The 25,959-nt window shown below is 63.5% G+C and carries 22 protein-coding genes and 1 riboswitch; of the genes, 12 read left to right on the top strand and 10 right to left on the bottom strand.

Going from position 1 to position 25,959, the window contains the following annotated elements:
* Positions 1–33 precede the first annotated feature (33 nt).
* Both orn and J7655_RS03160 read right to left on the bottom strand, forming a co-directional pair.
* Positions 34–576 carry an oligoribonuclease gene (gene orn, locus J7655_RS03165; protein ID WP_230926538.1) on the bottom strand — a complete coding sequence of 181 codons (543 nt, stop codon included), beginning with the start codon at positions 574–576 and terminating at the stop codon, positions 34–36.
* Positions 577–605: 29 nt separating this feature from the next.
* On the bottom strand, positions 606–1,400 hold the full coding sequence (locus J7655_RS03160) for a class I SAM-dependent methyltransferase (RefSeq protein WP_230926537.1): 795 nt from the start codon (positions 1,398–1,400) through the stop codon (positions 606–608).
* Positions 1,401–1,487: 87 nt separating this feature from the next.
* Here J7655_RS03160 and rsgA point away from each other — a divergent pair, with 87 nt between their 5' ends.
* Positions 1,488–2,519 carry a small ribosomal subunit biogenesis GTPase RsgA gene (gene rsgA, locus J7655_RS03155; protein WP_230926536.1) on the top strand — a complete coding sequence of 344 codons (1,032 nt, stop codon included), beginning with the start codon at positions 1,488–1,490 and terminating at the stop codon, positions 2,517–2,519.
* Here rsgA and motB read toward each other — a convergent pair.
* A complete protein-coding gene (gene motB / locus J7655_RS03150; RefSeq protein WP_230926535.1) occupies positions 2,513–3,517 on the bottom strand; it encodes a flagellar motor protein MotB in 1,005 nt (334 codons plus the stop codon). The two genes, rsgA and motB, sit on opposite strands and share 7 nt — an antisense overlap.
* 3 nt (positions 3,518–3,520) lie before the next feature.
* Positions 3,521–4,372, bottom strand: a complete 852-nt coding sequence (gene motA / locus J7655_RS03145) for a flagellar motor stator protein MotA (RefSeq protein ID WP_230926534.1) — start codon at positions 4,370–4,372, stop codon at positions 3,521–3,523.
* A 120-nt stretch (positions 4,373–4,492) separates the two neighbouring features.
* Here motA and J7655_RS03140 point away from each other — a divergent pair, with 120 nt between their 5' ends.
* The 5 genes from J7655_RS03140 to J7655_RS03120 all read left to right on the top strand — a co-directional run bounded on the left by J7655_RS03140 (position 4,493) and on the right by J7655_RS03120 (position 11,909).
* Complete coding sequence (locus J7655_RS03140) at positions 4,493–6,016, top strand: HDOD domain-containing protein (protein ID WP_230926533.1); 1,524 nt, start codon at positions 4,493–4,495, stop codon at positions 6,014–6,016.
* 51 nt (positions 6,017–6,067) lie between these two features.
* The gene (locus tag J7655_RS03135; RefSeq protein ID WP_230926532.1) at positions 6,068–6,883 is read left to right on the top strand and encodes a rhodanese-like domain-containing protein; all 816 of its coding nucleotides are present in this window, start codon (positions 6,068–6,070) and stop codon (positions 6,881–6,883) included.
* A gap of 66 nt (positions 6,884–6,949) precedes the next feature.
* Positions 6,950–7,810, top strand: coding sequence for an archaetidylserine decarboxylase (gene asd / locus J7655_RS03130; protein ID WP_230926531.1), 861 nt, complete (start codon positions 6,950–6,952; stop codon positions 7,808–7,810).
* Positions 7,811–7,975: 165 nt separating this feature from the next.
* Positions 7,976–9,778, top strand: coding sequence for a molecular chaperone (locus J7655_RS03125; protein ID WP_230926530.1), 1,803 nt, complete (start codon positions 7,976–7,978; stop codon positions 9,776–9,778).
* A 61-nt stretch (positions 9,779–9,839) separates the two neighbouring features.
* The gene (locus J7655_RS03120; protein WP_230926529.1) at positions 9,840–11,909 is read left to right on the top strand and encodes an EAL domain-containing response regulator; all 2,070 of its coding nucleotides are present in this window, start codon (positions 9,840–9,842) and stop codon (positions 11,907–11,909) included.
* A gap of 226 nt (positions 11,910–12,135) precedes the next feature.
* On the opposite strand, the gene serB is transcribed toward J7655_RS03120, so the two are convergent.
* Positions 12,136–13,350 carry a phosphoserine phosphatase SerB gene (serB, locus tag J7655_RS03115; RefSeq protein WP_230926528.1) on the bottom strand — a complete coding sequence of 405 codons (1,215 nt, stop codon included), beginning with the start codon at positions 13,348–13,350 and terminating at the stop codon, positions 12,136–12,138.
* A 174-nt stretch (positions 13,351–13,524) separates the two neighbouring features.
* Here serB and J7655_RS03110 point away from each other — a divergent pair, with 174 nt between their 5' ends.
* Positions 13,525–15,033 carry an AhpA/YtjB family protein gene (locus tag J7655_RS03110; protein WP_230926527.1) on the top strand — a complete coding sequence of 503 codons (1,509 nt, stop codon included), beginning with the start codon at positions 13,525–13,527 and terminating at the stop codon, positions 15,031–15,033.
* Between the two features lie 13 nt (positions 15,034–15,046).
* Here J7655_RS03110 and J7655_RS03105 read toward each other — a convergent pair whose 3' ends face one another.
* From J7655_RS03105 to J7655_RS03090, 4 genes are all read right to left on the bottom strand, one after another.
* Positions 15,047–15,955, bottom strand: a complete 909-nt coding sequence (locus J7655_RS03105) for a metal ABC transporter ATPase (protein ID WP_230926526.1) — start codon at positions 15,953–15,955, stop codon at positions 15,047–15,049.
* Between the two features lie 142 nt (positions 15,956–16,097).
* The gene (locus J7655_RS03100) at positions 16,098–16,907 is read right to left on the bottom strand and encodes an aldo/keto reductase (RefSeq protein ID WP_230926525.1); all 810 of its coding nucleotides are present in this window, start codon (positions 16,905–16,907) and stop codon (positions 16,098–16,100) included.
* Positions 16,904–18,079 carry an NAD(P)/FAD-dependent oxidoreductase gene (locus tag J7655_RS03095; RefSeq protein ID WP_230926524.1) on the bottom strand — a complete coding sequence of 392 codons (1,176 nt, stop codon included), beginning with the start codon at positions 18,077–18,079 and terminating at the stop codon, positions 16,904–16,906. Before J7655_RS03095 ends, J7655_RS03100 begins: the two co-directional genes overlap by 4 nt.
* Before the next feature lie 96 nt (positions 18,080–18,175).
* Positions 18,176–18,508: a DMT family transporter gene (locus J7655_RS03090; protein WP_230926523.1), complete on the bottom strand. Its 333-nt coding sequence runs from the start codon at positions 18,506–18,508 to the stop codon at positions 18,176–18,178.
* A gap of 85 nt (positions 18,509–18,593) precedes the next feature.
* On the opposite strand from J7655_RS03090, the gene J7655_RS03085 reads away from it, so the two are divergent.
* Both J7655_RS03085 and waaA read left to right on the top strand, forming a co-directional pair.
* Complete coding sequence (locus J7655_RS03085; protein ID WP_230926522.1) at positions 18,594–19,481, top strand: LysR family transcriptional regulator; 888 nt, start codon at positions 18,594–18,596, stop codon at positions 19,479–19,481.
* 43 nt (positions 19,482–19,524) lie between these two features.
* A complete protein-coding gene (gene waaA / locus J7655_RS03080; RefSeq protein ID WP_230926521.1) occupies positions 19,525–20,790 on the top strand; it encodes a lipid IV(A) 3-deoxy-D-manno-octulosonic acid transferase in 1,266 nt (421 codons plus the stop codon).
* A 193-nt stretch (positions 20,791–20,983) separates the two neighbouring features.
* On the opposite strand, the gene J7655_RS03075 is transcribed toward waaA, so the two are convergent.
* Positions 20,984–22,423, bottom strand: coding sequence for a TolC family outer membrane protein (locus tag J7655_RS03075; protein ID WP_230926520.1), 1,440 nt, complete (start codon positions 22,421–22,423; stop codon positions 20,984–20,986).
* Between the two features lie 212 nt (positions 22,424–22,635).
* Positions 22,636–22,742: riboswitch (TPP riboswitch) on the top strand.
* Positions 22,743–22,840: 98 nt separating this feature from the next.
* On the opposite strand from J7655_RS03075, the gene thiC reads away from it, so the two are divergent.
* From thiC to J7655_RS03060, 3 genes are all read left to right on the top strand, one after another.
* Positions 22,841–24,724, top strand: a complete 1,884-nt coding sequence (gene thiC, locus J7655_RS03070) for a phosphomethylpyrimidine synthase ThiC (protein ID WP_230926519.1) — start codon at positions 22,841–22,843, stop codon at positions 24,722–24,724.
* Positions 24,725–24,822: 98 nt separating this feature from the next.
* Positions 24,823–25,422, top strand: coding sequence for an NUDIX domain-containing protein (locus J7655_RS03065; RefSeq protein WP_021487850.1), 600 nt, complete (start codon positions 24,823–24,825; stop codon positions 25,420–25,422).
* Entirely contained in the window at positions 25,413–25,865 is a 453-nt protein-coding gene (locus tag J7655_RS03060) for a DUF1249 domain-containing protein (RefSeq protein WP_230926518.1), read from the top strand. The genes J7655_RS03065 and J7655_RS03060 overlap by 10 nt, the downstream gene beginning before the upstream one ends.
* Positions 25,866–25,959: the final 94 nt, after the last annotated feature.

Below are 25,959 nucleotides of genomic sequence, written 5' to 3'. Positions count from 1 at the left end.
GCACGGCACGCGGGACGCGCCGGAGTGGCTCATTTACACCTTGAGGAAATGCTCACGGTAGTGGCGCAGCTCGGCAATGGACTCGCGAATGTCATCCAGCGCCTGGTGGGTCGCGGTTTTCTGGAAGCTGTCCTTGACCTCGGGCGCCCACATGCCGGCGAGGATCTTCAGCGTCGACACGTCCAGGTAGCGATAGTGGAAGTAGGCTTCCAGCGCGGGCATGTACTTGTAGAGGAAACGACGATCCTGGCCAATGCTGTTGCCGCAGATCGGCGACTTGCCCTTGGGCACCCATTGCTCGAGGAAGGCGATGGTCTGCGCTTCGGCCGACGCCGTGTCGATCTTGCTTTCACGTACGCGCTGGGTCAGACCGCTCTGGCCATGGGTGCGGGTGTTCCATTCGTCCATAGCGGCCAGCGCTTCGTCGCTCTGGTGAACGGCGATCACCGGGCCTTCGGCCAGCACGTTCAGCTCGCTGTCGGTGACGACGGTGGCCATCTCGATGATCACGTCGCGCTCCGGCTCCAGGCCGGTCATTTCCAGGTCGATCCAGATCAGGTTATTGGGGTTTTGCATGGTTAGGCTCCTTGGCTCAGGCACCCAGTCTAGCGGATCTCGGCACCCTTCATACGCCAGAGCAACAGCGCCGTTTGCCGCCCTTCGTTGATCTCAAGCTTGCGATCAGCCGGCACACCCGGTATCTCGAAGGTGTTGCTGATCAGCCAGCTGCCGGCGCGCATCTCGACCTGCGCCTTGGCCCACAGTCGCGGCATCGGCACCGGCGACAGGAAGCAGTAGACGACATCGAACTCACGCAACTCGACCTGCCATAGGCTTTGATAACGAATGCTGCAGTTCTCCTGCAGCAGGCAGCGTAGCCAGGCGAAAGCGAAGAGCAGCGGCGCCGTCTCGACACCAACGAACTGCCCGCGCGGAAACCGTCTGGCCATCTGCAGCACCGTACCAGCAGTACCACAGCCCAGGTCGACGAAGCGCAGCGGCGGCTCACGCTCGCTCAAGCACTGCTGCAGGCGTCGCTGCGCCTTGCGCCCACTCAGGTAGAGCGGCACCTGTTCGCGCAGACTGTTCCAGTTGACCAGTAGCAGCAGGACGAAGCCCAGCAGGAACAACCAGGCCGGTAAATCGGCGCGCTGCATCACCAGCAGCGCGGGCAGAAACGCCAGATTGATCCACAACCACCAGCGTGACAGACCCAGGCGCCAGCCGATCCCGGCGGCCACAACACCTTGCAGCAGCGCCACCGAAAACAACGACATGCGCCAGGGCAGCAACGCCAGCAGATAGACCAGCACCACCACCAGCGCCAAGGCCAGACCCTGCGCCAAAAGAGCGCGCAATAACGGTAGCCGCAGCACCGCTCGTTCCTCGCCTGCCGTCATTCCCGACCTCTGTTCCTGACAGCCGAATGGCCACCGAGCGCTCATGCTAAACTCGCCGCGATCAACACTCCACTACCCGGATGCTCCATGGCCAAACGCCAACTCAACCGCCGCCAGAACTGGCGCATCGAAAAGATTCAGGGCGAACGCGCTGCCCGCGCTGCCAAACGTGAATCGAAGGCCGTGGAAGCCCTCGAAGGCGGCGACCTGGGGCCGGAGCAGACCGGTCTGGTCATCGCCCACTTCGGCGTCCAGGTGGAAATCGAGGGCTTGCAGGGCGAGCTGGCCGGCCAGGTGTTTCGCTGCCACCTGCGCGCCAACCTGCCGGCACTGGTCACCGGTGATCAGGTGGTCTGGCGCCCCGGCAATCAGGGTGACGGCGTAATCGTCGCGCAACTGCCGAGAAACAGCGAACTGTGTCGCCCCGACATGCGCGGCCAACTCAAGCCGGTGGCAGCCAACGTCGATCAGATCGTCATCGTCTTCGCACCACTACCCGAGCCGCACGCCAACCTGATCGACCGTTACCTGGTGGCCGCCGAGCACGCGGGCATTCGCCCGCTGCTGCTGCTGAACAAGGCCGACCTGATCGACGAACAGAATCAGGTGGCGCTGGACGCATTGCTCAAGGTCTATCGTGAGCTCGAGTACCCGCTGCTGGAAGTCTCGGCCCATCAGGGCGATGGCATGGAGCAGCTGAAACATCGCCTGAACGGAAACATCAGCGTATTCGTCGGCCAATCAGGCGTGGGCAAATCATCCCTGGTCAACAGCCTACTGCCCGGCATCGATACGCGCGTTGGGGCATTGTCGGAGCTGACCGGCAAAGGCACGCACACCACCACCACCGCACGGCTATTCCATTTCCCCGGTGGCGGCCAGTTGATCGACTCACCCGGCATTCGCGAATTCGGCCTGGGCCATGTCAGCCGTGATGACGTTGAGGCAGGCTTCATCGAATTTCACGAGTTGCTCGGGCGCTGCCGCTTCCGTGACTGCAAACATGACCGCGAGCCAGGCTGCGCACTGCTCAAGGCGCTCGAGGACGGCCGCGTGCAACCTCAGCGCATGGCCAGCTACCGACACATCATCGCCAGCCTGCCGCAGGACGATTACTGATTGTTCAGTTGATCGAGCGGGCTGCCGCCACCCTCGAAGATATTCAGACGCTCGCGCAACTGATCCTCGGGCAATGCCTCTGCCGGGGCATCTGAAGGGGTTGTCGCAGGCGCCTGGTCTGGCGCAGGCGCGTCACCGTTCGCGCCCTGCTCACCCTCGATCGCACGCTGCGCCTTCTTGGTCAGCACGACGATATCGATGCGCCGGTTGACCGGATTGAACGGATCCTCACGATCGAATAGTGCCGACGACGCATAGCCGACCACCCGCGCCACCTGCTCGTCCGGATAGCCGCCAGCGATCAGCACCCGCCGGGCGGCATTGGCGCGATTGGATGACAACTCCCAGTTGCCGAAATCACCCCGCCCGACGAAGGGCTTGGCATCGGTATGGCCACTGATGCTGATCTTGTTCGGCACCGCACGGATGGTATCGGCCATGACCAGCAGGATGTCTTCGAAATAAGGCTGCAGGTTGGCGCTACCCAGGGCGAACATCGGCCGGTTCTCGGCGTCCATGATCTGGATGCGCAAGCCATCCTGGGTGATCTCGAACAGGATCTGGTCCTTGAAGCGCTGCAACTCGGGGTTGTCCTCGACCTTGTTCTGCAACTCCTGCAACAGCAGCTCGAGACGCTCCTGCTCCATCTTGTCGGCCAGGGTCTCGATCTGATCGGTGCTGATCCCCGTCTCGTCCGGCTGGCTCTCGGGGGTCTCGGAGATATCCGGATTGAGCGTGCGCTCAGGGGCCGGCGTCGGCGTGCCGCCCAGGTCGATGACGTAGGGGCTGGCGCTTTCGGTGAAGCCAATGGGGTCCTGGAAATAACCGGAAATGGCCTTCTTCTGCTCCGGCGTGGCCGATGTCATCAGCCACATCACCAGAAAGAACGCCATCATGGCGGTTGCGAAGTCGGCGAAGGCAATCTTCCAGGCACCGCCATGGTGCCCGCCCGCGACCTTCTTGACCCGCTTGACGATGATGGGTTGGTTATTTTCCATGGCTTAGCTGCCGCGCATGGCCTGTTCGAGCTCACTGAAGCTCGGACGGTGCGCCGGATACAAGACCTTGCGCCCGAACTCCACGGCCAGGGTCGGCGGCATGCCGGACGCCGATGCAACCAGGGTCGCCTTGATCGCTTCGTAGAGATTCAGCTCTTCCTTGGCATCGTGCTCAAGGGCGTTCGACAGTGGGCCGAAGAAACCGTAGGAAGCGAGAATGCCGAGGAAGGTACCGACCAGGGCAGTACCCACCTTTTCGCCGATTTGCGCGTTGTCCGCCTCGGCCAGGATCGACATGGTGATCACGATACCCAACACCGCCGCAACGATCCCCATGGCCGGCATGCCGTCGGCGACCTTGGCCACGGCATGCGCCGGGTGTTCCACTTCTTCCTTGAGGCTGGCCAGCTCCATGTCGAACAGGCCTTCCAGCTCATGCGGTGCCATGTTGCCGGAGGACATGATGCGCAGGTAGTCGCAGATGAAGGCGGTCATCCGCGCATCCCTGAGCACGCCAGGGTACTTGCTGAAGATCGGACTGGCGTTGGGATCCTCGACGTCGGCCTCGATAGCCATCATGCCCTCGCGGCGACTCTTGTTGAGAATCTCGTAGAGAAGCTTGAGAACTTCCAGGTAGTAGGTATGGGTAAAGCGCGTACCGAACATGCTCAAGGACTTCTTGAACACGGTCATGAACATGCTGCCCGGGTTGGCCTGCAAAAATGCCCCCAGCGCCGCACCGCCGATGATCAGCACCTCGAAGGGGTGAACCAGAGCCATGAACTGCCCGCCCGAGAGGATGAATCCGCCGAGTACGCAGCCGAAAACAACGATGATGCCAATGATTCTTACCATGAAATAAACGCTTGCAGAGCCTAGTGAATGGGTTATTGAAAACAACCCTTCTAATTATCGGAACTTATACGCCAGACTATAGCCAGTTATGGTCAAAAGCCAGTTTCGACTCGAGCCAATATGCCGACGTCAAAGTCTCTACCGCGTACGCTGGACACCTGGTTACAACAACTGGGCAAACTGCCCCTGCCGATCGAGCAGCAGCAGCATGTGCGCCTGCGGCGCATTCTCGCCGATAGCCGTCTCAACTGGCGTGAAATCGCCGAGGCGATAGAAGCGAGCCCCTCCTTTGCCCTGCAAGTGCTGCGCGAGGTCAATCAATCGGGCAACAGCCTCAGCGCCCCTGCAGAAAGCGTCGAGACGGCATTGTCGCGCCTGGGTCTGACCCGCTGCGAAGCCCTGCTCAACCTGGCCCCCGCACTGCCCGAACAGGATATACCGCTGGCCTTCAGGCAAATCCTGCTCATCAGTCAGCACGCCAGCCAGCAGGCCCGGGGGCTGTTCGGTGCGCGCCTGGCACGCCTGTGGAATGAACTGCATGGCTGCAGCCTGCTGTTTCTGGCGCCGGTCTGGCCGCTGCTGTATGCCCACCCCGAACTGTTCGACGCCTGGGAACAACGCGTGCTGCTCAAAGGCGAACGTCCGGCAGCAGTGGAGCAGGAGCTGCTCGGCGTCCCCCTGATTCAACTGTGCATCAAGCTGGCCGAGCGCTGGCGTCTGCCGGAGTGGATCGTACGCGGCTACCGCCTGCTCGAACGAGATCGTCGCCAGTTGGTCAAGGCCCTGCATATCGCCCGCGATAACGAGCACCCACTGCATCAACAGCAGATGCTCGATGCCGACATTCCCCTGCGCCACTGGCTTACCCACCCCAGCAATTGCGTGCTGCTGGCCAACGGTCTGGCGGTGTCGGCTCACCATGCCTGGGATACCGCGCACAGCCTGCGCTGGCAGCGCCTCACCGGCCTGTACCTGCAGATCCCGTTGAGCGAATTGCAGCAGGAAGTGCACCAGCATGCCGTCAGCAGCGCCCGCCTGAGCCATGACGCTGCGCTGTGGCATCCCGCCCAGGCCTTGATCTGGCCGTGGCATGTCCACCGACTGAAACCTGCCGTCAGCGCCCCACCGCCACCAAAGCGTGACGCGCTCGCCTTGTGGCGACAGCACTGCGCACGCCTGCTGGCCGAGCCCAGCAGCTTTGCCAATGTGCTACAGCTGACCGCATGTGCCCGCGATGCCCTGCAAGCCTGCGGCATGCAACGCATCCTCGTGCTACTCGCCGACCGCACGCACACCCGCCTGCAGGTGCAGCAAGCGGCCGGCCTGGATGCCAGCGCAGCGAGCCTGAGCCTCGATCCGACACAAAGTCAGGTGCTCCGGCGCTTGCTCGACGCACCTGGGCAATTGCGCCTGACGCCAGGCAACGTGGCGCAGTTTTCTGCCTTGCTGCCGGGTCACCTCAAGGCGCTGTTCCCCAGCGAGCATCTGCTGCTGCGCTCACTGGCCAATAACGGTCGTGTGGTGCTGCTGCTCGTGGCCGACCAGAGTGGCCAGCCGCTCAACGACGTCAGCCTGCAGGCTGTCGGCAAGACCGCGCAGTGCATCGAACGCGCGCTGGGCAGCTTCTCCAGGCGCGGACGCTGAAGCAGCCCATTTCCGCTACAATCGTCCGTTCTTAACTTCAGGGAGGCCTTCATGTCCGCCTTCGACAACCTGCCGCTGGTGATAGAGCCTGCCGAACTGGCCGCACGCCTGAACGCCGACGACCTGATCCTGCTCGATCTGAGCAGCGCCGCACGCTATGCCGACGGCCACATTGCCGGCGCACGCTGGGTCGATGCCAAGCGCACGCAACGGGGTCAACCGCCAGCGCCGGGCCTGCTGCCGGAGCCGGCCCAGCTCGAGGCGCTGTTCGCCGATATCGGCCACCGTGCTGACGCCACCTATGTTGTCTACGACGACGAAGGCGGCCCCTGGGCGGGCCGCTTCATCTGGCTGCTCGATGTGATCGGTCACCCGCGTCATCACTTCCTCAATGGTGGCCTGCAGGCCTGGGTCGCCGACGGCCTCGAACTGAGCCAGGCAGAGCCTGCAGTAACCCGCACCGAGGTATCACTCACACTGAGCGATACCCCCACCGCGACCTGCGATTACCTGCAAGCGCGTCTGGGCGATGATGACCTGGCCATCTGGGACGTGCGCAGCGCGGACGAATACACGGGCGCGAAACTCAATTCAGCGCGAGGTGGGCATATCCCCGGCGCCGTCCATTTCGAATGGACAGCCGCCATGGATCCGCAGCGCGGCATGCGCATCCGCAGTGATATCGACGACATCCTGCAAGGTCTGGGCATCACGCCGGACAAGGAAGTGATCACGCATTGCCAGACGCATCGCCGCTCCGGCCTCAGTTACGTGGTGGCCAAGGCGCTCGGCTATCCGCGCGTGAAGGCCTATGCCGGCTCCTGGTCAGAATGGGGCAATCGGCCCGACACCCCCATCGAGCGCTGAGCGAACGGCCATCAGTTACCCCGACCTGGCCGTGCCAGCGCCGGCTCAAACCCTCAAGGAAACACGATGAAACAACGTCTTTTTATCCTCAGCCAGTACCTGCTGCCGCATCACCTGCTGTCACGTCTGGTCGGCTGCGTGGCCGAATGCCGCATCGGCTGGCTGAAGAACCCGCTGATTGCCTGGTTCGCCAAGCAGTACCAGGTCAACATGAGCGAAGCTCAGGTCGAAGACCTGCGCGCCTTCGAACACTTCAACGCGTTCTTCACCCGCGCTCTGAAAGACGGCGCGCGCCCGCTGGATGAAACCCCTGGCGCCATTCTCAGCCCCGCCGATGGCGCGATCAGCCAACTCGGCGCCATCGAACACGGCCGTATCTTCCAGGCCAAGGGCCACAGTTTCAGCGCCGTCGAACTCCTGGGTGGCGACGCTGAGCGTGCCGCGCCGTTCATGGGCGGCCAGTTCGCCACCGTGTACCTCTCGCCGAAGGATTACCATCGCGTCCATATGCCGCTGGGCGGCACCCTGAAGGAAATGGTCTACGTGCCCGGCCGGCTGTTTTCGGTCAACCAGACCACCGCGGAAAATGTGCCGGAACTGTTCGCCCGCAACGAGCGCGTGGTCTGCCTGTTCGATACCGAGCGTGGCCCCATGGCCGTGGTGCTGGTAGGCGCAATGATCGTCGCCAGCGTTGAAACGGTATGGGCCGGTCTGGTCACACCGCCCAGGCGCGAACTCAAGAGCACGCGTTACGACGCAGCAGCGCGCGGCCCCATCGAGTTGGCCAAGGGCGCCGAGATGGGCCGCTTCAAGCTGGGCTCTACGGCCATCGTGCTGTTCGGCCCGAACCAGGTGCAATGGGCCGAGGAACTGGCGGCCGGCAGCCCGGTGCGTATGGGCCAACGACTGGGCAATGCCCAGGCCTGAGCGGGCGAGACAAGGAACCGCCCCCCGACCATCTGGTTATAGATGTGCACCCTGGCCAGGCAGCCCAGCAGGTAAGCGGGCTGCCAGCGCAGTCAGATACTGCTAGAGTTCGAAAGACTACTACTAGAGCCGCTTGATAGTGCGTGGCCGGAGTATCCGAGTTTGATGGATAAACAGAGTACCCACCTGCAACTGTTGCGTGTGCCCACGCCAAGCCAGCAGAGCCTCAGTTTCTGCAATGGCAGCCCCCGCGATCTGAAACGCTGGATCGCGGCCCTGCCCAAGGCGAACATCGGCGAAACCGCACGACAGCTGTACCAGAGCCTGGTGGAACTCAACCAGTTTCTCACCCCCGCCGACAATCGCCTGCAGTTGCTGGAGTTGCTGCGCCCGGAAGTCAGCTTCGTTTGCCAACATCTGGAACGCCACTTTCTCAATCAGGCGATCGTCCTCGATGAACGCCCGCGCAAGGTGGCCAACCTCTGCCAGGCGCTGCAGAACCATCTGGCTGTCGGCTACAAGCTGATCATTGCCAAGGTCATCCCGCTCAGCGGCAAAGACCGCGACCAACTGCTCGCAATCGCCCTGCAGCGTGCCAGCAACAGCCTGTGCAGCCCGCTGGTGCGCGCCAGCCAGCTGTATTGCCCGGTGCCTGAAGGACTCTGGCTGGAACTGCACCAGCTCTACCAGATCGCCTGCGAGCAACGCCTGCAACGCCAGGTCATTCGTGACCCTCTGGCCCGCCATACGCCGGGCCTGAGCACCGAGCAAAGCTATATCACCGCGCTGCTGCTGGGCTGCGCGCGCACCAACCAGATGCGCCAGAACGGTATTGCACGCCTGGCCGAGGCCCTGGAGCCGTGGAGCGCACTGATCAAATTGCAGCCGGGCGATCATCCGGACAGCCTGTTCGTCCTCGCCCCACAAATCGATGGCCCACCGCGCTACAAGTCGCTGTATCAGAGCAGCGACCTGCACAATCTGCTGGGCATCGATACGCAGCCACTGGTCGATGCGATCAAGGAATACCTCGAACTGCCCGAAGAAGATCGCAGCAAATCGCGCCTGATGATCCCCGAAGGCATCAGCCTCGACCTGCTGCAACATGTTGCCGCAGCCTGGGGCGACATCGCCGAGCGCACCTTCCAGCGCACGCCGGGGCAAGGCAGCCTGACCCTGTGCATTGGCATGACCGCGCTGCATTTCTTCCTCTCCGGGCGTCGCTCGTTCGGCGAGGTGCTCAAGCGCCCGGTGGAAATCGGCGCGGCCGTCTTCAAGCCGAATACCGGTGAGCCGGATATCTGGTCCAATGCCTTCGATGCGCAACGCAGCGCAGCCGACGAGATCCACTTCGAAGAGATTCAGTACACCAAGGTCACCCCGGGCGAGCAGACGCCGACGACGAACAGCGCCGAGGACTATCCGACCTTCAAGCTGGCCATCGTCAACCACAGCCCGGGCGGCTACTGCCTGTCCTGGCCCAAGGAAGTGCCCAGCCAGCTACAGGCGGGCGAGCTGCTCGGTGTGCAGGACAGCCCCAGCCAGGGCTGGAGCGTGGCCATCGTACGCTGGATTCGCCAGGTGCGTGGTGGCGGCACGCAGATGGGTATCGAGCTGATCGCTCCGCATGCACGCCCCTGCGGCCTGCAACTGCTGCGCAAGGCCGATCAGAACAGCCAGTACCTGCGCGCCCTGCTACTGCCGGAAATCAGCGCCATTTCTCGCCCTGCCAGCCTGATCACACCGCGCCTGCCCTTTCAGGAAGGCAGCAAGGTACTGATCAACGACCGCGGTGAAGAACACCGCGCCGTACTCAGCCGACGCCAGGTCAGTACCGGCAGCTTCAGTCAGTTCGAATATCACCGCGTAGGCGAACAAGAGCCCCCTGCCGGGACGCCGGTCACAGCCTCGCAAAGCCACAAGCCTGCCGGGGAGGAAGATTTTGACTCGCTCTGGAAGTCTCTGTAGGCTCCGGAAGATTCACCATTTGTCGCCTTTTCGCGTCCATTCGGCGCTGCATTGACCCTCTATGGCCATCGAAAAAAAAACCATCCGCCTGCTGCTTCTCGAAGATTCGCAGAACGAAGCTGAGCGCCTGGTCAGTCTGTTCCGCAACGCCGGGCATGCCACCCGTGTGCACCGGCTGACCTCCAGCGAGGATCTCGCCGAGACCCTGCAGCACACCTGGGATCTTTTGATCTGCGCCCCGAGCAGCGAGTACCTGGAACCTGGCGAGGCTATCAACGCCATCCGCCGGCAGGCCAAGGATATTCCCGTCATTCAGCTGGTCGATGACAACGACCCGGAAATCATTACCGAAGCGCTGTTGTTCGGCGCCCAGGATGCATTGCCACAGGGCGAGGACGAACGCCTGGTGTTGGTGGCCAAACGTGAGCTGAGCAATCTGGAAGAGCGGCGTGCCCGGCGCGCGGCTGAAGTGGCCCTGCGCGAGGCGGAAAAGCGCTGCCAGTTGCTGCTGGAAAGCTCGGTGGACGCCATCACCTACGTGCATGACGGCATGCATATTTACGCCAACCGCGCCTACCTTGAGCTGTTCCGCTACGAAGATAGCGAAGAGCTCGAAGGCATGCCGATGATCGACCTGATCGCCAGCAGCGATCATGCAGCGTTCAAGGATTTTTTGAAGAACTACCAGAGCGCCGAAGGTAATGCTGAGCTCAATTGCCAGGGCGTACGCGCCGACGGCAGCAGCTTCGCCGCGCAAATGAGTTTCTCTCCGGCCACCTATGACGGCGAACCCTGCATCCAGGTGGTGATCCGCGCGGAAACCTCCAATGCCGAACTGGAAGAAAAGCTGCGCGAGATCAGTAGTCAGGACCTGGTCACCGGCCTGTTCAACCGCAGTCATTTCCTCGAGCTGATGGACAGCGCAGCCGAGCGCGCCATCAACAGCGGCCAACCCTCGACCCTGGCATATATCCGCGTCGACCGCTACGCCGCCCTGCAGGGCGAAATCGGCCTGGCCAGCATCGACCTGCTGCTGACCGATCTGGCAGGACTGTTGCGCGACCACTTCCCCGCCGACAGTCAGTTGGCGCGTTTCGGTGACGACGTATTCACCGCCCTGCTGCCAGGCCAGACACCCGAGCATTGCCAGGCCAGCCTGCAGAGCCTGCTGAAGAAAGTCGAAAGCCATCTGTTCGACGTCAGCGGACGCACCGTGCAGACCACGCTGTCGATTGGTGTCGCGGGGCTCAGCGAGAAGACCGCCAAGGCCCAGGAAGTCATCGACCGCGCACTCCGCTGCGCTGATGAACTCAACGACGGCAATGCGCTCAAGCTGTTCAACCCGGCCGACGAGCTGGCCGCCGCCGCCAACCGCGGCAACCTGCTGGCCATGGTGCAGCAGGCACTGGAGAACAACAGCTTCCGCCTGCTGTTCCAGCCGATCATCAGCCTGCGCGGCGACGCCAACGAACACTACGAAGTCCTGTTGCGCCTGCTCAGCCCGCAGGGGCAGGAGGTCTCGCCGAAGGACTTCCTCGCCGCCGCCAAGGAGGCAGGACTCGGCGAGAAGATCGACCGCTGGGTGATCCTCAATTCGATCAAACTGCTGGCTGACCACCGCGCCAAAGGGCATCACACCCGTCTGTTCGTGCACCTGTCCAGCGCCAGTCTGCAGGATCAGACCCTGCTGCCCTGGCTCAGCGTGGCACTCAAGGCTGCACGGCTGCCGTCGGACTCACTGGTGTTCCAGTTCAGCGAACCGGACGCCATCGCCTACCTGAAACAGGCCAAGGCATTGACCCAGGGGTTGGCGCAGCTGCATTGCAAGGTCGCTCTGAGCCAGTTCGGCTGCGCACTGAACCCGTTCAACACGCTCAAGCACCTGCACGTGGACTTCGTCAAAGTCGACGGCTCGTTCTCCCAGGATCTGAGCAATGCAGAGAACCAGGAAGCGCTGAAAACCCTGCTCAGCAGCCTGCATGCCCAGGCCAAGCTGACCATCGTACCCTTCGTCGAAAGTGCCAGCGTGCTGGCCACGCTATGGCAGGCCGGCGTCAACTTCATTCAGGGTTACTACCTGCAGGGCCCAAGCCAGTCGATGGACTACGACTTCTCGGCCGGCGACGAATAAATCCCGCCGACGAAGAAGCCACCTGAACAGGTTAATGCCGATCCGATAAGGTGGCCGTGGCCAAAGCGGCTTTTCGTAGGAGCCCCGCCTCGGGGCGAAGTTTTTCGATGGCACGTCACCCTGGTTCGCGGCGGGGCGCCGCTCCTACACATTGGCTGCGTCGAGGCTTAACTGGCTGGCATTAACCTGAACAGGTGACTTTTTATATCCGAGACGGCGCCGGTGCTTATTCCTGCCCCTCACGGTCGCGAAAACCCAGCAGATAAAGAATGCCATCCAGCCCCAGGGTGGAGATCGCCTGCTTGGCCGATTGCTTGACCAGCGGCTTGGCCCGGAAGGCCACACCGAGACCGGCCAGGCCAAGCATCGGCAGGTCGTTGGCGCCATCACCAACGGCGATGGTCTGCTCCAGCTGCAAGCCCTCCTTCTGCGCCAGCTCGCGCAACAGATCGGCCTTGCGCTGGGCATCGACGATGGGCTCGACGGCCACCCCGGTGACCTTGCCGTTCTCGATCTGCAGTTCGTTGGCGAACACGTAGTCGATGCCCAGCTTGGCCTGCAGCTGCCTGGCGAAATAGGTGAAGCCACCAGAGAGGATCGCGGTCTTGTAGCCCAGGCGCTTGAGTTCGGCGAACAGCACCTCGGCGCCTTCGGTCAGACGCAGGGACGCGCCAATCTCTTCCAGTACGTCTTCCGACAGCCCCTGCAGCAAGCCCAGGCGCTCCTTGAAGCTGGCGCGAAAGTCCAGCTCACCGCGCATGGCGCGCTCGGTAATCTCGGCCACCTGTTCGCCAACGCCGGCCGCCTTGGCCAGCTCGTCGATCACCTCGGCCTCGATCAGCGTCGAATCCATGTCGAACACGGCCAGGCGGCGGTTGCGACGGAACACCGAGTCGCGCTGGAAGGCGATGTCAACATTGAGCTCCTGCGCCACACTGAGAAATTCGGCGCGCAGAGCTGCCGGATCAGCCGGCTCGCCACGCACGGAAAACTCGATGCAGCCCTTGCCCTGCTCGGCCGGCATGTCCAGTGGCATGCGCCCGGAAAGGCGGTCGATATGGTCGATATTCAGGCCGTACCTGGCGGTAATCGCACTGACCCGCTGCAGTTGCTCGGCGCTGACCTTGCGCGTCAGCAGGGTGACGATATGGCGCGCCTTGCCCTGGCCACCGACCCACTGCCGGTAGTCGTCTTCGGAGACCGGGGTAAAGCGCACCTGCTGATCGAGTTCGTAGGCGGTGAACAGCAGATCCTTGAGCACTGACTGCGAGCGACCATTGTCCGGAATCTCGATGAGGATGCCGAACGACAGGGTGTCGTGGATCACCGCCTGGCCGATATCGAGAATGTTCACCCCGCCCTGAGCCAGCACGCCGGTGATGGCAGCAGTGAGTCCGGGGCGGTCTTCGCCGGTGATATTGATCAGGACGATTTCGCGCAAGACGCACCCTCCAGGGCAAACGATTGAGGCAAGCCAGCAGTGAAATGACTACCGACCGACGAAAAGGCGCACATTCTACCCAGTTTCCCGTCGATCCGGGCAGCCGTGCGCTTTGCCCACCCCAGAGCGCTCGCTATACTGCGCGGCAACTTCAGTCGACAAGAGCCGAGCTCTGTGAACCGGCCCGCGCCCGTCAAACCCGATAACTTCTTCCTCCTGATCTTCCACGCGCTGCGTCAGCGACGCGTGCCTCTGGTGCTGCGCATCGCCAGCCACAGCCTGCTGCTGGTGGCGCTGGCCATGCTCATCTATGCCTGGGTCATGGGCATGCAGTTCAAGCAGGCCATGCAGCAGCAGGCCGACGCCCTCGGCCAGGCGCTGATTACCCAGACGGCTGCCTCCGCAACCGAGCTGCTGGTGTCCAACGACATCCTCAGCCTCAACGTGCTGCTGAGCAACCTGGCGAAGAATCCACTGGTCGCGCACGCCGCGATCTACAGCGTGGATGACCGCATCCTTGCCGAGGCGGGCTCGCGCCCGACGCGCAGCGTACTGGGCGAAACCGAGGGTCTGTACTCCACCTCCATCACCTTTCAGGAAGTGATGGCCGGGCAGTTGCGCATCAGCCTGGACATGAGCCAGTTCCAGCAACCGATGACCATCAGCCTGCAGAGTATGGGCATCCTCAGCCTGATCCTGCTGGCCCTCACGCTGTCACTGAGCATGCGCCTGGGCCGGCACATCTCCACGCCGCTGCTGCAGATGCGCCTGTGGCTACGCGACCCGGACGACCCCGCCCCAGGTGCCGGACGCAACGACGAAATCGGCGATCTGGCGCGCCAGCTGCAGGCACGCCTGGTGCCGGAAAAGCCTGAACCCGAGCCGGAGTTGGATGACCAACCGCTGCTCGACGACGTCGACGACTACCTCCCAGAAGAAGACGACGACGAGCCGCAACAGCCGCGCGCCAGCCATACCTTCGATGAACGGGACAGAGACGACGAGACGCTCAAGCCCTGGCCCGAGGCGATTGAACCGGACGATCCCTTCGCCGACCTGCGCGACGAATCCACAGCCGCCGCGCCCGTCGCCCAAGCGCCGCGCCAATCGCAGGCCAGCGCGGTGCTGGCCATTCAGCTCGGTGCTCAGGAGCAACTACGGCGTCTGCCGCGCACACGTCTGATGGAACTGCTGGAGCGTTATCGTGCCTGCCTCGATCAGGCTGCCGCGCTGTATCAGGGACAACTGCACACGCTCAAGGACGGCAGCAGCCTGATGCTGTTCCACGAACGCGAATGCGGCGAAGACTACCTGACCCACGCCATCTGTTGTGGCGAATTGATGCGCGCCCTGGGCCATGCCCTGCAGATCGAGGTCGCCGACAGCGGCATCACCCTGCAGCTGCAATTGGGCCTGACCCTGGGCAGCGACCTGGAAGAACTGGGCCAGGCCGAGCTGCTGCTCAGCGACAGCGCCCTGGATGCCCTGGCACTGTCACAACACAGCCGCAACCTGCTGCTGGTCGAGCAGCGCGTCGCCCAGGACACCCTCGCTCGCCAACGTGCGCGCATTCGTCCGATTGCCAGCCCGGAGGGTGCCAGTTGCGTGGAGCGCCTGCTCGATCCTTATCCGGCCCTGCTGGAGCGGCAACTGACGCGCATGCACGACAGCCGGGCACACTGAGGCCCGGCGTCACTCAAGCACTGGCCAATGCGCGCCGCTGTGGCGGCTTCACACCGTAACGCTGCAGCCAGTCCGCCCAGCGCACCCGCTCGTCACGCACCAGCCAGCCTTCCTGCTCGGCGAAGCTCTCCGACAGCCACAGACCGCGGGTACCGGCAGGCCGCAACTCGCCTTTGCTCAGGGTGAACAGCTCGCCACTGGGCGCCCCCCGGTGCAGCGCCAACAGGTAAAGATCCGGGCGACGACGCTCCAGCCGCGCTACCAGCCGGCCCTCCTCCAGGCATTCATCGACATGGAACAGACTCAGTTGGCGGGCATCGCGCGGCAGCTCCAGACTCATGTCATAGACCAGCTGCAAGGATGCCGTAGGCAGATGCACATAGGCACGCGGGCGCTCGAGCAGGGTCAGGTTGCCACACTGCACCGGTAGCGCTGCACCGGACAGCGGACTGAGGCGGAAGTGACTGGACTCACGGTAACGCAGGGCGCCCTGATAGGGCGTGGGCAGCCAGGTATCGCCGAAGCGCCCGCTCAACCAGCCATCGGCGCTTTCCAGCAGACATTCCTCGGCCACCTCCTGAATGGCCGTGAGCAACGGCAGATTGAGCTCATGCGCCGGCACGTAGCCGGAAATCAGCTTGAGCACGGTGTCGCCACGATCCGGGCGACGCTGGCGCACCAGCAGCCAGTAATCGCGCCCGTGCAGACGCAGGGTCAGGCGTACCGACACGCCCAGATTGGCCAGCTCGACGGAAAAGCGCGAGCTGTTCGCCACCTCAAGCGGGCGGCGCCGCTCGAGCATCTGCTGAAAATTCAGCGGCTGCCCCAGGCTCTGGTAACTCAGCCCATCCGGGCCGGCCTCGACGAACAGTGGCAGGGTCTTGAACGTGCTTGGGTCCTTGCGGATCAGCGTACGAGGCATCTCGGCTCCTCTTTCCGGCGGGGCGTGAGGCGACTAGCAAGCCGGCACTCACGCGCGGGTCAGGTTGCGACGAAAACCGCTCAAGGCTGCCCCAAGCTAGCCACTCAATACAACCCAGGGCCTGTAAGAGGACGTGACCGATCTAGTCGATGCCCTGCAAAACAGCCGCAACAGTCGCGGCATTGGCCGCCAGATGCGCAGGCGTGATGGTGCCGACGATGGCGCTGCTGACCCCCGGATGCGCGAAAATCAGCTCGAAACTGGCGCGTACCGGATCGACCCCCTCGGCCAGGCAGGCGTGACCGCTGGCCAGCGCCTTCTTGATCAGGATGCCCTTGGCATGACGGGCAGCGTAGTCCAGCACCGGCTTTTCGCCCTGCTCGCCGAGGTTGTAGGTGACCATAGCGCAGTCCCCCTGCTGCAACGCCAGCAACCCGCCCTCGACGGTCTTGCCGGAAATCCCATAGGCGAGAATCTTGCCCTCGCGCTTGAGCGCGGCCAGCGTCTCGTACACCCCTGTCTCGCGCAGCACCGCCAGATCGTTACCGTCGGAGTGCACCAGCAGCAGATCGATACGGTCGGTTTCCAGGCGCCTGAGACTGCGCTCGACGGACAGCCGCGTATGCGCCGGCGAGAAGTCGAAATGCGACTGCCCCTGCTCGAATTCTTCGCCGCTCTTGCTGACGATCACCCACTCATCACGCTGGCCACGCAACAGCGGGCCAAGGCGTTGCTCGCTGATACCGTAGGCCGGCGCGGTATCGATCAGGTTGATGCCCAGCTCGCGCGCCTGCTGCAGCAAGGCCCGCGCCTGCGCATCGTCGGGGATGGTGAAGCCGTTGGGATACTTCACCCCCTGATCGCGCCCCAGCTTGACCGTACCCAGGCCCAGCGGCGAAACGCGCAAGCCGGTGGAGCCCAGCGGACGATGCAGATCGTGCAGGGTGCTCATGGCAGCAACGCCTCCCATACCGGCTGACCCAACGCAGGGCGCGGCAGCTCGGGCCGCGGCGTATGACTGAGCGGCTGCACGCCATCACGCTGCAGGGCGGCCAGTACGCGGTCGGCGAAATCCGGCGCCAGCGCCAGTTTGGTCGGCCAGCCCACCAGCAGGCGCTGCTGTTCGGCCAAAAATGCATTGTCGGGACGCACCAGGCCCGACTGCGCCGGCTCGGCACGGTCGACACGCAAGGTGGCCCAGCGCGTCTGACGCTGATCGACCCAGGGCAGCAAGGCTGCCATTTCCTTTTGCGCGGCCTGAATTTGCGCAGCTTCATCGCGGGCAACGCCGTCCGCCTCGGCCAGATCACCGCCGAGGTACCAGACCCACTGTCCGTCCGCCGCCGGATGAGTGGTGACGGTCACCCGTGGCTTCGGCCCACCACCCAGACAATGCGCATACAGCGGTTTCAGCGCCGGCCCCTTGGCCAGCACCATATGCAGCGGGCGCAACTGCTGCGCAGGCTGCTCAATGCCCAAGGCGGCGAGCAGCTCAGCATTGCCGGCACCGGCACTGAGCACCACGCGCTGCGCACGAATCTCGCGACCATCGACGATCAAGCCGCATAGCTCGCCATTGTCCTGCAGCGATTCGATACGTTCGGCCGCCAGCAGGCTGTCGCCAGCCAACTCGGCCAGACGGGCGATCAGGCTCGGCACATCGAGCACCAGCTCGGCCAGGCGATAGACCTTGCCCTTGAACTTCGGATGCTGCAGCGCCGGCGGCAACTGATCGCCCTTGACCTGATCGACTCGGCCGCGCACCGCCTTGCTGGCAAAGAAGCTGGTGAGGTTGCCGGCCAGGGTGCCGGGCGACCACAGGTAATGCGCGTCGGAGAGGATGCGCACGCCAGAAAGATCCAGCTCGCCATTACCCGCCAGCGCCTCGCGCCAGCGCCGTGGCATGTCGGCAATGGCCTCGGAAGCGCCCGTCAGCGCACCGTGCAGGGCGTACTTGGCGCCGCCATGGATGATGCCCTGCGATTTCAGACTCTGCCCGCCGCCCAGGCTGCCGCGCTCCAGCAGCACGGTGGCGAAGCCATGCTGACGCAGGCGCGCATTGAGCCAGAGACCGGCGATACCGCCGCCGACGATCAGGACATCGGTGCTGAGAGCTTGGGACATGAACGCGCCTCGCAGAAAAACAGGCGCGCAGTATAACCCTCGGGGCCGCTACACGCGGCAAGCTTCAGGCCGCAAACGTAACCCTGACGTCCCGCTTCAATGGCCGGTGGAGCTGGAAAACAACTGGATCACCACCACGCCACTGACGATCAGGCCCATGCCCAGCACAGCCGGCAAATCGAGTTTCTGCTGATAGATGAACATCGCCGCGATGCTCACCAGGACGATGCCCAGACCCGCCCAGATGGCGTAGGCAACGCCCACCGGAATGGTACGCACCACCAGTGTCAGCATCCAGAAGGCAATGCAGTAGCCGCCCACCACCAGCACCAGCGGCAAAGGCTTGTTGAAACCATCGATGGCCTTCATCGATGTGGTGGCGACCACTTCGGCGGCGATGGCAATGGCGAGATAGAGGTATCCGGGCATGATGGCGACTCCTGAGCGAGGCTGCCGATTCTAGTCGTCATAGCGATGGGATAAAGTCATTACCTATCTGCAATGGAGATAGGCAATGAACTGGAACCTCGATCAGCTCCATCTGTTTGTGCGCACCGCCGAGTGCCGCTCCTTCTCTGCCGTGGCACGCGAAAGCGGTCGCGCGCAGTCGGCGGTGAGCACTGCCATCGCCCTACTCGAAACGGATCTGGGCGTAGCCCTCTTCGAACGCAGCAGCGGTCGCCAGCCACAGCTGACCGAAGCGGGTGCGGCGCTGCTGGAGCAGGCACGCAGCGTGTTGCAGCAGTGCGAGCGCCTGGATGGTCGCGCACTGGGCCTGGCACGCGGCGAGGAAGCACGCCTGCGCCTGGCGCAGGATGAGGCCATGCCCTATCAGCCAGTGCTGGCCAGCCTGGAAGCACTGGCCGAAGCCTTCCCCCTGCTGGAGGTTCAGCTCTCCAGCGGCGCGCAGGGTGATGTGGCGCGCAAGCTGCTCCAGCGCCAGGCCGACCTAGGCCTGCTGTTTCATCACGAACAGATGCCCAGGGAACTGGAAAGCCAGCGCCTGGGCACCATCGAGATGGTCACGGTATGCAGCCCACAGCACCCGCTGGCGGCACTCGACAGCGTGGAACGCCGCGACCTGGCCGAGCATCGCCAGTTGCTGATGACCCCGCAGGACAGCCACTACCCCGGCGGTGAGCAGATCAGCCCGCTGGTGTGGCGCGCCGACAGCTTCTACGTGATGGCCGAGCTGGTGATCCGTGGCGTTGGCTGGGCCTGGCTGCCGCGCCATGTGGCGCAGTACCCGACCTACCAGGGCCACCTGCAGGAACTGCGCAGCGACTGGGCGCCGCTGCCACTGGTGGTGGAGCTGGTCACCCGCCGCGACGGCGCGCTCGGCCCGGCGGCCAACTGGCTGGCCGACTGCCTGGCGCGCGAACTGCTGCGCCCGCAAGCGTGATCGTGCTTCCAGAGGATTGCGGGCGGCGATAAGCTGCGCCCCCATGAACAGACTCCTCTACACCCTGCTGCTGCACCTGGCCCTGCCCCTGATTGCTCTGCGCCTGGCGCTGCGTGCGCGCAAGGCACCGGCTTATGCCCAGCGTATCGATGAACGTTTCTCCCTAAACCTGCCTTCGATGAAACCCGGCGGCATCTGGGTGCACGCGGTCTCGGTAGGCGAAAGCATCGCCGCAGCACCCATGATCCGCGCATTGCAGGCACGCTATCCCGAACTGCCGATCACCGTGACCTGCATGACGCCGACCGGCTCAGAGCGCATCCAGGCACTGTTCGGCGGCAGCGTGCAGCACTGCTACCTGCCCTACGACCTGCCCTGGGCCGCTGCGCGTTTTCTCGACCGCGTAAAGCCGCGCCTGGCCGTGGTCATGGAAACCGAGCTGTGGCCGAACCATATCCACCAATGCGCCAAGCGCGGCATTCCGGTCGCCCTGGCCAACGCAAGGCTGTCCGAACGCTCGGCACGGGGTTACGCCCGGTTCGGCAAACTCACCGCACCGATGCTTGCCGAACTGTCGCTGATCGCCGTGCAGACTCAGACCGAAGCCGAGCGCTTTCTCGATCTGGGCGCCCGCTTCGAGTGCGTGGAGGTGACCGGCTCGATCAAGTTCGACCTGAAGATCGATGCTGAACTGCTGCAACGCGCAGATGCCCTGCGCCAGCAATGGCAGGCCACGACTCGACCGATATGGATCGCCGCCAGCACCCACACCGGCGAGGACGAGATCATCCTCGCCGCCCATCACCAGTTGCTGAAGTCTCGACCGGATGCCCTGCTGATCCTGGTGCCGCGCCACCCCGAGCGTTTCAACACGGTGCATGAGCTCTGCATCAGCCAAGGGCTGACCACACGCCGCCGCTCCACGGGAGAAGCCGTGCAAACCAGCGATCAGGTGCTGCTGGGCGACACCATGGGTGAGCTGCTGTTTCTCTACGCCCTGGCGGATATCGCCTTCGTCGGCGGCAGCCTGGTGGCCAACGGCGGGCATAACCTGCTGGAGCCGGCCGCGTTGGGCAAGCCCGTGCTGAGCGGCCCGCACCTGTTCAACTTCCTGGAAATCGCCGCGCAGTTGCGCGAAGCCGGCGCCCTGAACGAAGTGGAAAACGCCGGGCAGTTGGCGGACAAGGTTGCGGCGCTGCTGAACGAACCGAGCGAGATGCAGCGCATGAGCCAGGCGGGCCTGAGCGTGCTCAAGGCCAACCAGGGCGCGCTGCAGCGATTGCTGGAGGGCTTGCAGCGTCTTCTGTAGCCGGATGTAATCCGGGCTACGCTTGGCAATCGTCAGGGCGGGTAGGGTGGGCTTCAGCCCACCACATCCAGAGCGGCCACTGTTGGTTGGCCGAAGCGGTTCGCCACCCGCCCCCTACGCTCTGTCTGATACGCAACCGCACTTGAAAGCAAAAGCCCGACTCGCGTCGGGCTTTTTCGTCTCAGCGCTTGCCTCAGAAATCCTGATTGTTCTTCAGGCGATCCTCGGCGGCCGAGGCCAGGTCCGGCGGCAGGAAATCCTTGTCCGGGTTGTAGTCCGGCTTGAGGAAACTGCCCAGCGCTTCCAGGTCAGCCGGGCTCAGAGTGCCGGCGGCCTGCTTCAGGCGCAGGTTATTGAGGATGTAGTCGTAACGTGCGTCGTTGTAATTGCGCACGGCGCTGTAAAGCTGACGCTGGGCGTCGAGCACGTCGACGATATTGCGGGTACCGACCTGATAGCCGATCTCGGTGGCCTCCAGCGCGCTCTGGTTGGAGATGATCGACTGGCGCCGCGCCTGCACGGTCTCCACATCGGTGTTCACCGCACGGAACAGGTTGCGGGTGTTCTGCACCACCTGACGACGCAGGCTCTCGCGCAGCTGCTCAGTCTGCCCCAGGCGCTGGTAGGCCTCGCGTACCTGCGAGCTGGTCAGGCCACCGCTGTAGATCGGGATATTCAGTTGCAGACCGATGGAACGCTGTGAAACGTCGCCACTGAAGGTACGCCCAGTCGCCGCACTGTTGGTAAAGCCCAGGCTGTCGTTGTCGCCCTGCTGATAACTGGCCACGGCATCCAGGGTCGGCGCATGGCCGGCCTTGCGCTGCCGCAGGTTCTCTTCGGCAGCCGTCACCGCATACAAACTGGCCTGCAGGTTGAGGTTCTGCGCCGCCGCCGTATCGACCCAGGACTTGGCATCGTTCGGCGTTGGCGCCAGCACCGGCAGGCTGTGCACGATCCCTTCAACCGCCACGTAATCGCGGTTGGTCAGGGTCACCAGCGCTTCGAAGGCATCATCCACCGCGCGCTCGGCGAGCAGGCGGTTGGCGCGCGCGGTATCGAAACCGGCCTGCGCTTCGAGCACGTCGGTCTTGTCGGACAGACCGACGTCGAAACGTTCGTTGGCCTGATCCAGCTGACGCTTGAATGCAGCCTCTTCGGCCCGGGTCGAGGCCAGGTTGTCCTGCGCACGCAGCACGGCGAAGTAGGTTTCGGCGCTCTGCAGAATCAGGTTCTGCTCGGTCGCCGACAACTCCAGTGCGGCCTGCTCACTGGTCGCTTCGGCGGCCTGCAGCTGGAACCAGCGATCAGCGCGGAACAGCGGCTGACTGAGATTGGCCTGGTAGACCAGACCACTGCGCGAACTGGTGACGCTCGGCGTGTCGACTTCCGTACGTGTATCACCATAGTTGGCACCGGCCGACAGGTTGGGCAGCAAACCGGCACGCGCCTGCGGCACGACTTCGCGACGTGCCTGGTAATCGGCACGCGCGGCAGCGATATCGGCGTTGCTCTTCGCGGCTTCCTGATACACGGTGACCAGGTCGGTCTTGCTGGACAGTGGGGCCTCTTCGGCCTGAACCAGGCCCACCGAAGCGGCGGCCACGGCGATTGCCAGGGAAAGTCTGCGCAACATGATGGATGTCGATCCTTGAGTAGGCGGTAATCAGCAAGGCTACGGCCCGCTGCAGGCAGGGGTCAAGCGCGCCATGGCTTGCATCAGTCTAGATAGTGACAAGCTATGTTGCCGCCCCGGAACAATCCGTCAAAACGGCAGATTCCGACATACGGGCCAATGCCCAACGGGCAGCGGATTGGTTTTCTCTCGCCAGCTTGTTTAGACTGCGTACGTTCTTGTCGGGGTGCCTCAAATCAGAGGCTGAGATCGGAGAGTTCCGGATCCCGTTGAACCTGATCAGGTTAAGGCCTGCGTAGGGAACAAGATGTCCTCGCCCATCAACCGGCGAGTCCTCTCGGCACCGCTCATGGTGCGCCTCCGCCTCTCTTTGCTCTCAGGTTCCGCCTCCGACAACCATCCCCGGAGATAGCCTTGATGAGCGTACAACAACAAAAGAATCTGAGTGAGTCGGCACAGGTCGACCAGCAGTCGGTACAGCCCTTCCCCCGTTCGCAGAAAGTCTATGTGCAGGGCTCGCGCCCGGACATCCGCGTGCCGATGCGCGAGATCAGCCTGGACGTGACGCCGACCGACTTCGGTGGTGAGATCAACGCGCCGGTCACCGTCTACGACACCTCCGGCCCCTACACCGACCCCAACGTCAGCATCGACGTGCGCAAGGGCCTGGCCGACGTGCGCAGCGCCTGGATCGAAGACCGCGGTGACACCGAGAAACTGCCGGGCCTGTCCTCCGAGTTCGGCCAGCGCCGCCTGAACGATGCCGAGCTGACCAAGATGCGCTTCGCCCACGTGCGCAACCCGCGCCGGGCCAAGGCTGGGCACAACGTCAGCCAGATGCACTACGCCAAGAAAGGCATCATCACCCCGGAGATGGAATACGTCGCCATCCGCGAAAACATGAAGCTGGCCGAAGCGCGTGAAGCCGGCCTGCTCAATGAGCAGCACGCCGGCCACAGCTTCGGCGCCAACATCCCGAAAGAGATCACCCCCGAGTTCGTCCGCAGCGAAGTCGCTCGTGGCCGCGCCATCATCCCGGCCAACATCAACCACGTCGAATTGGAGCCGATGATCATCGGCCGCAACTTCCTGGTGAAGATCAACGGCAATATCGGCAACTCGGCGCTGGGTTCCTCCATCGAGGAAGAAGTGGCCAAGCTGACCTGGGGCATCCGCTGGGGCTCGGACACGGTGATGGACCTGTCCACCGGCAAGCACATCCACGAAACCCGCGAGTGGATCATCCGTAACAGCCCCGTACCGATTGGCACCGTGCCGATTTACCAGGCCCTGGAAAAGGTCGGCGGCATCGCCGAGGACCTGACCTGGGAGCTGTTCCGCGACACCCTGATCGAGCAGGCCGAACAGGGCGTGGACTACTTCACCATCCACGCCGGCGTGCTGCTGCGTTATGTGCCGCTGACTGCCAAGCGCGTCACCGGCATCGTCTCGCGCGGCGGCTCGATCATGGCCAAGTGGTGCCTGGCGCATCACAAGGAAAACTTCCTCTACACCCATTTCGACGACATCTGCGAAATCATGAAGGCCTACGACGTCAGCTTCTCGCTGGGCGATGGCCTGCGTCCGGGTTCGATTGCCGACGCCAACGATGCCGCCCAGTTTGGCGAGCTGGAAACCCTTGGCGAGCTGACCAAGATCGCCTGGAAGCACGACGTGCAGTGCATGATCGAAGGCCCCGGTCACGTGCCGATGCAACTGATCAAGGAGAACATGGACAAGCAGCTGGAATGCTGTGACGAGGCGCCGTTCTACACCCTCGGCCCGCTGACCACCGACATCGCGCCAGGCTACGACCACATCACCAGCGGCATCGGTGCGGCGATGATCGGCTGGTTCGGTTGCGCCATGCTCTGCTACGTCACGCCCAAGGAGCACCTGGGCCTGCCGAACAAGGATGACGTGAAGACCGGCATCATCACCTACAAGATCGCCGCCCATGCTGCTGACCTGGCAAAAGGTCACCCCGGCGCACAGATCCGCGACAATGCCCTCTCAAAGGCGCGCTTCGAGTTCCGCTGGGAAGATCAGTTCAACCTGGGGCTGGACCCGGACACTGCACGCGCTTACCACGATGAGACGCTGCCGAAGGATTCGGCCAAGGTCGCGCATTTCTGCTCCATGTGCGGGCCGAAGTTCTGCTCGATGAAGATCACCCAGGAAGTACGTGAATACGCCAAGGATCAGCGCATCGACGCCGTCGATCTGGATGCCGAGCAAGGCATGCAGGCCAAGGCCGAGGAATTCAAGGCGCAAGGCAGCCAACTCTACCAACGCGTGTAGCAGGCAGTCATGGAAGCTTGATCTGGCAGCGCTATGCTCGCTAGTGTGACAGGTAACGGGCCGCAGTTTGGCCCGTTACGACTATCTGGGGAGTTGCCATGGGCAAAGACGACATCGACATCATCGAGCGCGAGAACTGCTTTCGCGGCTTCTACCGCCTCGACCGGATCAAGCTGCGCCATCGCCAGTTCGCCGGCAACATGGGCCCGCAGCTGACCCGCGAGCTGTTCGTGCGTCACGACGCCGTGTGCGTGCTGCCTTACGATCCGCAGCGCGACGAAGTGGTGCTGATCGAGCAGTTTCGCGTCGGTGCCATGGACAAGAGCGCCAACCCCTGGCTGCTGGAGCTGGTCGCAGGCCTGATCGACAAGGACGAGGAGCCCGAGGAGGTCGCGCGTCGCGAAGCCATCGAGGAAGCCGACCTGCCCCTGACGTCGCTGTGGCCGATCACCCAGTATTACCCTTCGCCTGGTGGCTCGGACGAGCGCGTGCATCTGTTCGTCGGTCGCTGCAGCAGTGAAGGTGCCGGCGGTGTGCATGGCCTGCCTGAGGAAGGCGAGGACATCCGGGTACAGGTGATGCCGCTGGAGGATGCCCTGGCCGCCGTGCGCGACGGGCGTATCGACAACGCCGCCAGCATCATCGCCCTGCAATGGCTGGCGCTGAACCGCGACGAAGTGCGGGGGATGTGGTCGTGAATCTGCTACGCGAGCGCTATCGGGTCGACCTGGTCGAGCTGCAAGCGGCTTGCGAGGCCAACTACGCGCGCCTGATGCGCCTGCTGCCGAACATGCGTGAGCACACGGAAAGCCGCCGCGTGGCACTGAGCCAGGGTGAGCATCTGCTCGGCGTGCTGGCGCTGGACGTGTTGGAAAGTTGCCCCTACACCACCACCCTGTGCGTGCGCCAGGAACACAGCCTACCCTGGCTGCCGGTGCCGCAACTGGAAGTGCGGGTGTATCACGATGCACGCATGGCCGAGGTGGTGGGCGCCGAGAACGCGCGGCGCCTGCATATTCGCTACCCATACCCGAATGCCGCCATGCACCAGCCGGACGAGAAGAGCCAGCTTAATCTGTTCCTCGGCGAATGGCTGAGCCATTGTCTGGCCTGCGGGCACGAACCGCTGCCGGTGATGTAGAGCGCCCTTCACGTTTTTCGCTGGGCGGCAGTTTAGGTGCCGTTGTATGGTTCATCTGCCGTGCACACCCGAGTCGCGACACCGATACAGGTAA

Source organism: Pseudomonas wenzhouensis, from assembly GCF_021029445.1.
Classification (GTDB): domain Bacteria; phylum Pseudomonadota; class Gammaproteobacteria; order Pseudomonadales; family Pseudomonadaceae; genus Aquipseudomonas; species Aquipseudomonas wenzhouensis.
This window is presented reverse-complemented; position numbering and strand designations above follow the sequence as displayed.